At 34.8% G+C, this 11,449-nt stretch carries 12 protein-coding genes; 9 read left to right on the top strand and 3 right to left on the bottom strand.

Features of this window, described 5'->3' with window-relative positions:
* Window positions 1-94: 94 nt before the first annotated feature.
* A complete protein-coding gene (locus tag BN2144_RS09365) occupies window positions 95-754 on the top strand; it encodes an LPXTG cell wall anchor domain-containing protein (RefSeq protein ID WP_050632273.1) in 660 nt (219 codons plus the stop codon).
* An 891-nt stretch (window positions 755-1,645) separates the two neighbouring features.
* Window positions 1,646-1,840, top strand: a complete 195-nt coding sequence (locus BN2144_RS09370) for a hypothetical protein (protein ID WP_033828018.1) — start codon at window positions 1,646-1,648, stop codon at window positions 1,838-1,840.
* Window positions 1,841-1,891: 51 nt separating this feature from the next.
* Here BN2144_RS09370 and BN2144_RS09375 read toward each other — a convergent pair whose 3' ends face one another.
* On the bottom strand, window positions 1,892-2,128 hold the full coding sequence (locus BN2144_RS09375; protein WP_033828019.1) for a hypothetical protein: 237 nt from the start codon (window positions 2,126-2,128) through the stop codon (window positions 1,892-1,894).
* A 335-nt stretch (window positions 2,129-2,463) separates the two neighbouring features.
* Between BN2144_RS09375 and BN2144_RS09380 the strand changes: the two genes are divergently transcribed.
* The 7 genes from BN2144_RS09380 to mnhG are packed head-to-tail and all read left to right on the top strand — an operon-like array spanning window position 2,464 to window position 8,197.
* Window positions 2,464-4,860 carry a Na+/H+ antiporter subunit A gene (locus BN2144_RS09380; protein WP_033828020.1) on the top strand — a complete coding sequence of 799 codons (2,397 nt, stop codon included), beginning with the start codon at window positions 2,464-2,466 and terminating at the stop codon, window positions 4,858-4,860.
* On the top strand, window positions 4,857-5,279 hold the full coding sequence (locus BN2144_RS09385) for a Na(+)/H(+) antiporter subunit B (protein WP_033828021.1): 423 nt from the start codon (window positions 4,857-4,859) through the stop codon (window positions 5,277-5,279). Before BN2144_RS09380 ends, BN2144_RS09385 begins: the two co-directional genes overlap by 4 nt.
* Window positions 5,279-5,614 carry a Na(+)/H(+) antiporter subunit C gene (locus BN2144_RS09390; RefSeq protein WP_033828022.1) on the top strand — a complete coding sequence of 112 codons (336 nt, stop codon included), beginning with the start codon at window positions 5,279-5,281 and terminating at the stop codon, window positions 5,612-5,614. Before BN2144_RS09385 ends, BN2144_RS09390 begins: the two co-directional genes overlap by 1 nt.
* Window positions 5,611-7,095, top strand: coding sequence for a Na+/H+ antiporter subunit D (locus BN2144_RS09395; RefSeq protein ID WP_033828023.1), 1,485 nt, complete (start codon window positions 5,611-5,613; stop codon window positions 7,093-7,095). Before BN2144_RS09390 ends, BN2144_RS09395 begins: the two co-directional genes overlap by 4 nt.
* A gap of 4 nt (window positions 7,096-7,099) precedes the next feature.
* Entirely contained in the window at window positions 7,100-7,582 is a 483-nt protein-coding gene (locus BN2144_RS09400) for a Na+/H+ antiporter subunit E (protein WP_033828024.1), read from the top strand.
* Window positions 7,582-7,866 carry a Na(+)/H(+) antiporter subunit F1 gene (locus BN2144_RS09405; RefSeq protein WP_033828025.1) on the top strand — a complete coding sequence of 95 codons (285 nt, stop codon included), beginning with the start codon at window positions 7,582-7,584 and terminating at the stop codon, window positions 7,864-7,866. The genes BN2144_RS09400 and BN2144_RS09405 overlap by 1 nt, the downstream gene beginning before the upstream one ends.
* A complete protein-coding gene (mnhG, locus tag BN2144_RS09410) occupies window positions 7,850-8,197 on the top strand; it encodes a monovalent cation/H(+) antiporter subunit G (RefSeq protein ID WP_033828073.1) in 348 nt (115 codons plus the stop codon). Before BN2144_RS09405 ends, mnhG begins: the two co-directional genes overlap by 17 nt.
* Window positions 8,198-9,058: 861 nt before the next feature.
* Here the strand turns inward: mnhG and BN2144_RS09420 are convergent.
* On the bottom strand, window positions 9,059-10,174 hold the full coding sequence (locus BN2144_RS09420) for an IS4 family transposase (protein WP_033826334.1): 1,116 nt from the start codon (window positions 10,172-10,174) through the stop codon (window positions 9,059-9,061).
* Between the two features lie 396 nt (window positions 10,175-10,570).
* Window positions 10,571-11,443: an ATP-binding cassette domain-containing protein gene (locus BN2144_RS09430; RefSeq protein ID WP_033828028.1), complete on the bottom strand. Its 873-nt coding sequence runs from the start codon at window positions 11,441-11,443 to the stop codon at window positions 10,571-10,573.
* Between the last annotated feature and the right edge of the window lie 6 nt (window positions 11,444-11,449).

The following is an 11,449-nucleotide window of genomic DNA, read 5'->3' on the forward strand; positions in this document are numbered from 1 at the left end:
TAGTCTTTTATAGGAATAATAAGGAAGTCGGGAAGATTATATCCGACGCACACTTAAGCATAAGAATAAACGATTGGGAAAAGGAGGGAAGGTTTTGCGTTATAGGGAAATATTATTGATTGTAGTTTTATCCGTTGTCATCATCCTCCTTTTTCCGTTGCAAATGAACGCAAAAGAAAATGATAAATTGGTCAAGGATCCAGACCGTTCTTTATTTAATTTATCAAACATGAAGCCAGGTGATTATGCCTCAAGAAAGTTAACCATCCAAAATCGTGGAAATGAAGATTTTACGTATAATATGAAGGCCCAGTTTACAAAGGGATCAAAAGAATTATTTAATGAATTTACACTAGTGGTAGAGGATTCAAGCGGAACACTTTATGAGGGAAAGTTAAAAGAATTTACACATGCAGCGGCTCGTAATTTAAAAGCAAAACATGAAGAAGATTTGTTGTTTACAGTTACATTTCCTGAAACACTTGGAAACGAATTCCAAAGCTTAACATTTGAAATGGCACTTTTATTTTATGTCGAAGGAAAAGCCGAAGCTCCAGGTTCTAGTGTAAATGACAATCCGAACGAACAGGAAGATCCAATAATAAAACCTGTGCGACCAATTACAGATTCAACCTCACCACCAAAAGCCGACCAAATCTTACCATCAACAGGAACAACTTATTTCAACATTGCAATGATTGGAGCACTATTTATTTTACTAGGAGGTATTGTATTTTTAAAAAAAAGGAAATAATGAAATTTGATTAAGCCTTGATGCCACAACATCAAGGTTATTTTAGCTAATAGGAGAGTAAAATTTTTTTAGCTAATAGGAAGTATGAATTTTTTAATTTCTACTATCCTACACGCATAAGCGCACATGGAAGGCTTCGGCAGCATTACATCGCAGCCGAAAAAAATCTTTTTCGGTGAACTCTTGTCTTTGCTTCCTTAGAAAGGATTTAGACATGAGTTTGGGCTACCATGGAAAAAAGAACGTTTTTTTCACAAGTGTAGACGCCCATTTTGAGGGGAAGAAGGAAGAAACGGTCCTCTAGAATGGTTCTAGACGCCCGAATTGCGGTGAAAAGGCATGAACCGGTCCTCTATAGCGTTTCTAGACGCCCGAAACGTGGTAAAAAGGCATGAACCGGTCCTCTATAGCGGTTCTAGATGCCCAATTCAGGTAAAAATCGCATAAAATAGTCCTCTATAGCCCCGGTATAATATAAACGTAGGACCAATGGCCAATCGAAGTAATCATGTGCCGCATACACACCTAAAAAACAGACAAGACTATTCATATGAAGCTTGTCCGTTGTGTTATTCATATTAACAAATTCGAATTTCATTTTTAGGGTCAAAGAAGGTTGCTTTGTTCCGAGATTAGCAAGTACAAAATTCAGAACTCCTCTACATATGAGCGAAGAGTAAAGGGTCGGGCGTAGTTTGCCCGATTTCCCCCATTTGTAAAAAACGCTGATACAAATACATTTGCTGTTAGAAAAATAATTACCTATTGAATTGGAATATTCGCCTATTCCAAATGTCCCCATTCGGCATACATAGTAATATAGCATAATTTTAGTACATGTGCCTTGCCACATTGTATAATGCTGGAAAAACAAATTAGGAGGATGTCTTTATGCATGATCAACGTCAATTTTATGGAAGAAGACCATTTTTTGGTGCAGGTCCTTTTGTTGGAGGGTTGCTCGGTGGTGTTTTAGGTAGTGCTTTGTTCTATCCAAGACCAGGTCCATTCTATGGTCCGTACGGTGGCTTTGGTGGACCGTTTTATGGTGGACCATTTTATGGGCCGGGGCCATTTTTCTGGTAAACATATGAAAGGTAAAAGAGGTCTAATGTTGTTCTCATTAGACCTTCTAGCTCACTTATTGTAATGATAGCGGATTTTTACATATTCTCTCGGACCAAAATGTGCCTTGTTTATCTTATCAATATCATCTTCCGCATGCACCTCTTCTTGCTGTTGGATTGAATTAATCGGTGCAGGAGGAAGTATAGGATCCTCTTCGTACCGTATCCTTTCCTCTTGATCTATATACCATGCCCCAAAAAATAAACTAAAAAATATCATGAGTGATGTCATAATTTTTCTATTCATACGAAAACCACCAAAGTTTTTATTACTATTCTCTCTTTCGTGGTTATTTCTTATACAAGTATAAAAATTTCTTCCAAAAATACTTATTCCTACTTATTTAATAGTTGAATCGCGCATGAAAAAGTTCAATAGTTTGTACATGCTTTTTATAGGTATTTACGTTATAATGGTGAGAAAGGAAAAAGTGGATTATATCTATTTTTCTGTCAAGTCATCAAGTAAAACCATTCAAAGTTTCCGTTGATTACCGTTAAAAATCCCACATTTCCACATTTATTTTTTTCAAAGTTTGAATCTTATTTTAATTTTCCTATTCCAACTAAAGGAGGCTAAAAATGTCACTGTTGCATCTTGCTATATTGGCACCATTTATTTTTGCCATAATTGTACCAACTCTTTATAAATACATAAGAAAAATTCATACAGGATGGTTTGTATTCATTGTACCCGTGATTTTATTTGGATACTTTAGTCGCTTTCTACCAGATATTATCACTGGAAAAACAGTGTTGAAGACATTCGCTTGGATTCCAACGTTACATATTAATTTTACAGCGAAAATTGATGGATTAGGTTTATTATTTGCCCTACTAATTACAGGGATTGGTGCTCTTGTTGTTTTATATTCGATTTACTACTTATCAAAGGAAAAAGAACAGTTAAACACTTTTTATGTTTATCTTCTCCTGTTTATGGGGGCAATGCTCGGTGTTGTCTTGTCTGATAACTTAATTGTTCTTTATATGTTCTGGGAGTTTACAAGTTTCTCTTCTTTTTTCCTTATTGGTTACTGGTTTGATCGTGAGAGGTCGCGTTATGGTGCGCAAAAATCAATGCTCATTACTGTGCTTGGTGGCCTTTGTTTACTTGGTGGAATTATTCTCTTATACATTATGTCAGGAACATTCAGTATCGGAGAAATGATTACAAATGTTGATGTCATTGTGAACCATGATTTATTCTTATTTTCAATGATTTTATTTTTGCTCGGTGCGTTTACAAAATCAGCACAGTTTCCATTTTACATTTGGCTTCCTGACGCGATGGAGGCGCCGACCCCGGTTAGTGCTTATTTACACTCAGCTACAATGGTGAAAGCTGGAATCTACCTTGTTGCGCGAATGACACCTATATTTGCTTTTGATCCAACAGGCACTTGGGTTTGGTTAGTCGGTGGGATTGGTATTTTCACATTATTCTGGGGATCTTTTAATGCGGTAAAACAAACGGACTTAAAAGCAATACTTGCATTTTCAACGGTTAGTCAGCTCGGCCTAATTATGAGTTTATTAGGAGTCGGTGCAGCGGCCGTTCACTTTGAGCTCGATGAAAATATTTACACAGTAGCCATTATTGCGGCGGTTTTCCATTTAATAAACCATGCAACTTTTAAAGGAAGTCTCTTTATGGTTGCCGGAATTGTAGATCACGAGACTGGTACAAGGGATATCCGAAAGCTTGGCGGACTTATGTCAATGATGCCGGTAACGTTTACGATTGCGTTTATAGGTGCATTCTCGATGGCAGGAATTCCACCGTTTAATGGATTCCTTAGTAAAGAAATGTTTTTCACAGGCATGGTTCACGTGCTTCAATTAGATATTTTTAATATGGAGACATTTGGCGTTATCTTCCCTGTCTTTGCATGGATTGCCAGTGTATTTACCTTTGTTTATAGTATGATTCTCGTTTGGAAAACATTTGGTGGGAAGATACAGCTGGAGAAACTAGAGAAGAAACCGCATGAGGCACCGATAGGAATGTTAATTTCACCAGTTATTCTTGCTTCTCTCGTTGTAATCATTGGCTTATTTCCGAATGGATTACTTGGTAGATTTATTGAATCCATCGCACATGCAATTTTGCCTACTTACGAATTTGAAGTTCATATTTCTCATTGGCATGGTTGGTTCACACCTGAATTATATATGACGATTGGTGTGATAGGTATTGGGTTATTACTTTATTTTACTTTGTCGAAGTGGACAAAAGTGTACGATTTATTCCCAAAAAAGTTAACACTAAACCAAATGTACGATGCATTTATTCCTACGTTGGAAAGTGGGTCAAGTTTCTTTATTAAATCCCACATGACCGGGTTTATTCGTTCATATTTAGCGTATATTTTTGTATTTTTTATCGGAGCTTTAAGCTTTACAATATGGAGTACAGGTGCGTTTCGTGTTGAAACAACGAATCTAGCTGAAATCGGTGTGTACGAAGTGATACTAGCTTTACTCATTATTATTGGTTGTGTGACGATTATTTTTGCAAAGTCACGTTTAACTTCCATTATCGCACTTGGATCTGTTGGCTATACGGTGTCACTTTTCTTTGTCTTATTCCGGGCGCCAGATTTAGCATTAACACAGCTTGTAATTGAAACAATTTCTGTTGCATTATTTTTGCTTGCGTTTTACCACTTACCAAAGAACTTTCGACATAAGGAGTCAAGACGTTTTAAATTAAATAATGCATTAATATCGGTTGGTGTAGGTGTAGTTGTTACTATCATTGCAATTGCTTCCTATAGTACAAAATTGTTTGATTCTATTTCCGAGTATTATGTAAAACATACGTATGATCCTGCAGGTGGAGAAAATATGGTGAATGTTATTCTAGTTGACTTTCGGGGATTTGATACATTATTTGAAATTTCCGTCCTTGCCATTGCAGGAATTGGTATTTACGGATTAATTAAATTAAGGTTAGCAAGGAGGAGCGAAAAGTGAAATCCTCTGACGTTATTTTACAAGTAATAGCAAAAATTGCCTTCTTTGTTATTGTTTTATTTGCTGTTCATTTGTTTTTCGAAGGTCATTATCGTCCAGGTGGTGGTTTTGTAGGTGGACTCGTCACATCTTGTGCAGTTGTCTTATTATTACTTGCATTTGATATGAAGACTGTTGCAAAAATATTACCGATTGATTTTAAATGGGTGATTGGTGTAGGGTTATTAATCGCAACACTAACCGCTGCTGGTGCCATTGTTTTCGACGTTCCATTTTTCACCCATGTATATGATTATTATCAGCTACCTTTAGTAGGAGAGCAATCGTTACATACAGCAGCATTATTTGATTTAGGTGTATACTTGGTCGTTGTCGGTGCAACGATGACCATTATTCAATCGATAGGGGAGAGTGAGTAATGGAAATTTTAATGGCGATCATCATTGGTGTTTTATTCGCAACAGCCACGTACTTATTTTTATCGAAAAGTATATTACGCATTATTGTTGCATCTGGCTTATTAAGTCACGGAGCACATTTATTAATATTAACGATGGGTGGGCTAAAAAAAGGAGCGGTACCACTTGTCAATCAAGAAGGGATACCAGTAACAGATCCGTTGCCGCAAGCATTAATTTTGACAGCTATTGTTATTAGTTTTGGAGTGACAGCATTATTTTTAGTTCTTGCCTATCGAGCTTATCAAGAACTAGAAACGGATAATATGGATGAAATGAGAGGAACGGAAGAATGACGAATTTAATTGTATTACCAATTTTAATCCCGCTCCTCACAGCTGTCATATTAATCTTTTTAGCAAAATCTGTTCGTATGCAGCGAGCGGTTTCTGTCCTTTCAGCTTTACTGAACATGATTGTCAGTTTCACGATTGTTCATGAAGTTTCAGTAAATGGCATACAAAAAATTGATGTCGGTAGTTGGCCAGCACCATTTGGTATTACCCTTGTTTCGGATATGTTATCAGCGCTTTTAGTTGTAACGACAACCATTGTTGGATTGGCAGTAATCCTCTATTCCTTTAACTCCATTGGTGAGAAAAGGGAGAAGTTTTATTATTACTCGATAATCCAGTTTCAATTAGTTGGTGTGATTGGTGCATTTACAACAGGAGATATTTTTAACTTGTTCGTCTTTTTTGAAGTGATGTTAATGGCATCTTATGTATTACTAGTCCTTGGTGGAGAGAAAATCCAATTACGTGAGTCACTGAAATATTTGACGGTGAATGTCATCTCATCAGCCTTGTTTGTTATTTCTGTTGCTTTTTTATATTCTGTCGTTGGGACATTGAACATGGCGCAAATATCAGAACGAATCGCATCTTTAGATGAATTTCCAGGGATATTGACAGTGATTGCCGTTCTTTTTCTCATTGTTTTTGGTATGAAGGGTGCAATTTTCCCACTCTATTTCTGGCTTCCAGGCTCTTATTATGCACCACCAGTACCAGTGATGGCTTTATTCGGAGCATTGTTAACGAAAGTAGGCGTATACTCTATCATTCGTACGTTTAGTCTATTTTTCCATCAAGATCAAGGATATTCGTATGAGCTGCTTCTAATTTTGGCGGTGATTACGGTCATCGTTGGTGTAATTGGCTCTATCGCGTATTGGGATATAAAGAAGATTATCATTTATAACATTATTACAGCGATTGGTGTCATTTTATATGGTGTCGCTATGGCAACGACGACTTCCTATACCGGTTCGATTTTTTACTTAATTCACGATATGTTGATTAAAGCAGCGTTATTTTTACTAATCGGGATTATTATCAAAATTACTGGAACAAGTGATTTAAAACAGTTTAGTGGACTCATTAAACATTACCCAGGTCTAGCTTGGACGTATTTCATAGCTGCAATCTCCTTGGCAGGTATTCCACCGTTTAGTGGATTTATCGGGAAACTACTCGTTATTCAAGGTGGTTTCCAATCTGTTGAGTGGATTGGGTCAATGATTATTCTGATTTCTAGTTTACTTGTACTCTATTCAGTGATGAAAATATTTATCCATGGCTTTTGGGGAGAACCAAAAGAATATGTTCGGAAGGAAGCAATTTCATATCAAACTTTATTAATCCCAGTAATTTTAATTATTGCCGTTTCAGTATTTTATGGTGTTGCAACTGAGGTCATTCACCCATATATTTCTCAGGCAGTTGAAACAATCGTAAATCCTGAAATCTATATTGAAGCGGTATTAAAGGAGTAGTGCTATGGCTTTTCAAATACTATTGAACTTTTTTATCGCATTTGTTTGGATGTTTTTAAAATCGGATTATTCCGCAGCAACGTTTTCAGTCGGTTATTTAATGGGCTTAGGTATGCTTTTTCTCATGCGTCGCTTTTTTGAATCCCGTTTTTACCTTGGAAAAGTATGGTCGGTTGTTTATTTAATTTTACTATTTATTAAAGAATTAATTATGGCGAATATCGATGTGTTGAAAATTGTCCTAAAGCCTAAACTTGACTTTCAACCAGGGATTTTTGAATATAGGACAGGGCTAAAAAAGGATTGGGAAGTGACTTTATTATCTAACTTAATTACTTTAACACCAGGAACATTAGTTGTTGATGTATTAGAAAATGATGAGGAAAAGGTATTGTATATTCATGCTATTCATGTTCCAGATGCCGATGAAGCCATTGACGGGATAAAAAATAGTTTTGAACGGGCCATTTTGGAGGTGAGTCGATAATGTTTACTATTGTTCTTTATATTGTGATGGGAACATTAGCTTTAGCAATGGTTGGTTTTATTTATCGACTTATTAAAGGTCCATCTATTCCGGATCGTGTAATTGCCTTGGATGGCATGGGCATTATTTTGATTAGTATGGTTGCTGTTTTCTCCATCATTATGCGAACGAGTGCGTATTTAGATGTTATCTTATTGCTAGGGATTCTGTCGTTTATTGGGACGGCGGCATTTTCGAAGTTTTTAGCAAAGGGGGTCATTTTTGAACGTGACCGGAATCATTGAGTTTATTGTCTTAGTCTTTATCGTCATCGGAGCCTTTTTTACGGTTGTTTCAGCATTCGGGATTATTCGTCTACCTGATTTATATACACGGAACCATGCAGCATCAAAAAGTGCGACACTTGGTGTTATGTCTGTATTAATTGGTACGTTTATTTACTTTTATGCTTCGGGTCACAGTAATACGCGACTCGTGCTTGCAATCATCTTCATCTTCCTAACTTCGCCTGTTGGTGGCCATTTAATTAATCGTGCTGCTTACTATACAGGTGTGGAATTATGGGGGAAAAGTTCACGAGATGATTTGAAAGGAAAAGTACCGGTAAAAAAATAGAGTAAACAAACTGTGAGGGTATGAAGTGAATGAATGCTTCATACCTTTCCAGGTTTCCACTTTAATCCAGATGAATTTACTTGCTTAATAATTAACTTTACACTTCCCTTTAATAATCTGTTCACTTTTTTTATTTCATTCCTATTATTAAATAGAAAAAAGGTTATTAAGAATAAAAACAGCATGGCTCCTGACCGTGCTGTTTTTATACCTGCTAAATTCGTGAAATTAACATTTTCTATACTGGAGGGCAACAGTGCAATAAAGCTAAATAATCATTATTTTATATTTCTATTTTTACAAGCAAAGTATATAAAAACAATAGCAAAAAAAATCAAGATAATCCTATTGAAAAAATAGTATTCTGGGGAATTGATATAATAGAAATTATTAGAATGTGCTCCTATAGAAACTATTTTAAATAATCTCCCACCCGATAATAAATCCCCTGTAAAAAAAGTCAGCGTCACAAATAAACCAAAGTAGTTATTCTTTGTAACTGAAGTCATGAACAATAATAAAGAAGAAAGAAAGAATATATTAGGAATGAATCTTAAACTTAGCAATATATTTACCACACTGAAAAAGCCAACATTACGATAGTAAAATAAACCTGAAATAAAAGATCCTAAGCAAAAAAGAAATGTATACATTAAATAGCGGTATAACATTGCATAATTAAACTTGTATTTATTTAAAAACATATAAAATTTCACTAGTGTTGCATAAATAATGTCATAATTTTCAGATTAATTATTTTCCCAACTTAGGGCCAAAAAAGTAAATACCCAACTAAAGGTGGCCCTATCCATTCAGAATTTATATACAATTAAGACTTGTGCAACAACGGCATTTTAATGATTAAGGGACAGTTTTTCCTTCGATTTTTCGAATCCAAATATGCGCTGGTTTCCACAATGCAGCCCTTAAATAACGACTAATTTGCAAGATTTTACGCTTACTTTTTGTTTCGATTTGTGCGAGGATATGTAAGCAATAAACAATCAGTGCAATAAACACTTGATTTTGAATCGCCCATTCGCTTTGACCGTAAAATTTTTTGATATTGAGATGTTGTTTGATCCATTTAAAAAATAGTTCGATAGTCCAACGTGATTTATACATCTCTGAAATTTCTTCGGCACTCAAATCAAAACGATTCGTGATCAAATGGAGTACATTTCCTTTTGAATCCATTACTTTTAGAAGGCGAAAGTAGTTTTCAGCTCGGTTTTGTGTCGTTCCAATCAAGACCATTTGATCCGATAAAACAGATGAACCCTCGGGTAGTTTAAAATCATAAACCTCCCGTACAACTGCGTTTTTTCGTAGCCTTGAAAGAAAAAAGTAACCATCGTCTGTCAAACGGTCAAATCTTTCGTAGTCTAGATAACCACGGTCAAACACATACATGCATTCCTTGTCGTCCACCATAATCTCAAGCTGACCACGATCGTGTTCGTTTGCCGTTGTTATCACGGCCTTTTCAGGGTAAGAAGTTCCTTTTTCCATAAATACAAGGCGTAAATGTAACTTTACCCCCGCCTTTGTTTTACGGAACTTTGCCCACCTATGATTGGTCAAATTGAGTGGTAATGTGCTTGAATCAATAATTTTTAACGGCATGATTCGTTTTGTGTAGTGTGTTTTAGCGTGAATTTGTCCGACTAGATCAAGGAAAAGCGACTGAAACAGATCTGGATTCATGCCATTTAATCGGCGAGATAGCTGAGAAATACTTATAGAATCAAGGTTTACTGCCTTTTGAAGTTGGTCATCGAAAAGGCAATCGCCCAATGCATGAAGACTTTCAACTTCCTTAAGTTGTGCAAAAAGTAATAATTTAAGAAATGACTCTGTCGTTAATTTTTTTGTATAGAAATCTAATTTCATTGTTTTCACGTTTTCTTCTAATAATTGAAGATTTATCGGTGAAAACCATTGTCCAAATGAATTTTTTCGTGTAATCTTATCCATGAGCGTTGTCCTTTTTAATGGATTTGGACGGATTACCACCAACTATTTCCATTATAAAGGACTTTTTCTTTGTTTGAAATAATAAAATTGAAGATTTTGGGTATTTTTAATAGTTAATTTAAATTAATGCAACACTAGTGATAAAATTTATATGTACTATTCTTATAATCATTGTAAAATACAAAAAAGATGATCAATGAAGATAATAATGGTACCGTATAGTCATATAGATTATCAATACTAATTAACCTATATTGGGATTTAATCGATTCTAGATAATTTAAAGTAGCAGGATTAAAAACCGAATAGATTAGAATAAGACACAAAATACTTAAAGTTAATTTTACTTTTAAACCGTTAGTATCGTAGATTTTAAAATAATGATTCATTAAAGCTTTATTTTTTTTGGAAATAAATGTATGCATTCTCTAACGATATCTCCCTTTCTCGATAACTCGCAAAATCGACTTCTTTATTACCAATGTAGTGTATTTTAATATTTTCAGAATTAATTCTTTTCTGTTCAATAATATTTAATCTATTTTTAATCTTTAAAAAATCATTCAATGGTAATTCGGCAGTATATATATTCTGTCTGCTTTCTTCTATTATTTGATCTACTGTACCATCATAACTTATATGCTTATCCTTCAATATAAGTATTTTATTACTAAAAACTTCTACATCTTCAATAAGATGAGTAGAGATAATTGTAATTGCATTATCACTAATTTCAGAAAGATAATTTCTAAATTCTACTCGTTGCTCGGGATCTAAACCTACAGTTGGTTCATCAACAATTACTAGTTTAGGATTCCCTAGTACTGCTTGGGCAATGCCTAGTCTTCTTTTAAATCCACCCGAATAAGTTCTGAATTTCTTATTAATTATAGAGGTTAAATTAAATTTATCTATCACTGTATCTAGTTCTCTTTTTTTACTTTTACTATCTAAACATTTAACATCATATACATACGACAGAAAGTCATAACCTGTAATATTGTCGTAAATTTCAAATTCCTGCGGCAAATACCCAACTAGATTAGTGGGATATTCTTTTGTATTTATTAAATCGATGTCATTTAAAGTTATTTTTCCTGAACTAGGTTTTTTCAATCCTGTTAAAAGGTTTATTAAAGTTGTCTTCCCAGCCCCATTGTTTCCTAGCAATGCTACAACTCCATTACCACATGTAAAGGATACGTTATTTAAAACATTATTTTTCTTATAGGAAAAGGAAATATTTTCAACTACCAGTTTGTTTATCATTTATTG

Source organism: Bacillus andreraoultii, assembly GCF_001244735.1.
Lineage (GTDB): Bacteria > Bacillota > Bacilli > Bacillales > Caldibacillaceae > Caldifermentibacillus > Caldifermentibacillus andreraoultii.

Excerpts from the sequence above, each read along its gene's own strand:
- BN2144_RS09375 (WP_033828019.1), bottom strand. The coding sequence starts at position 2,128 with ATGAATAGAAAAATTATGACATCACTCATGATATTTTTTAGTTTATTT.
- BN2144_RS09390 (WP_033828022.1), top strand. The coding sequence starts at position 5,279 with ATGGAAATTTTAATGGCGATCATCATTGGTGTTTTATTCGCAACAGCC.
- BN2144_RS09420 (WP_033826334.1), bottom strand. The coding sequence starts at position 10,174 with ATGGATAAGATTACACGAAAAAATTCATTTGGACAATGGTTTTCACCG.
- BN2144_RS09395 (WP_033828023.1), top strand. The coding sequence starts at position 5,611 with ATGACGAATTTAATTGTATTACCAATTTTAATCCCGCTCCTCACAGCT.
- BN2144_RS09370 (WP_033828018.1), top strand. The coding sequence starts at position 1,646 with ATGCATGATCAACGTCAATTTTATGGAAGAAGACCATTTTTTGGTGCA.
- BN2144_RS09380 (WP_033828020.1), top strand. The coding sequence starts at position 2,464 with ATGTCACTGTTGCATCTTGCTATATTGGCACCATTTATTTTTGCCATA.
- BN2144_RS09400 (WP_033828024.1), top strand. The coding sequence starts at position 7,100 with ATGGCTTTTCAAATACTATTGAACTTTTTTATCGCATTTGTTTGGATG.
- BN2144_RS09405 (WP_033828025.1), top strand. The coding sequence starts at position 7,582 with ATGTTTACTATTGTTCTTTATATTGTGATGGGAACATTAGCTTTAGCA.
- BN2144_RS09430 (WP_033828028.1), bottom strand. The coding sequence starts at position 11,443 with ATGATAAACAAACTGGTAGTTGAAAATATTTCCTTTTCCTATAAGAAA.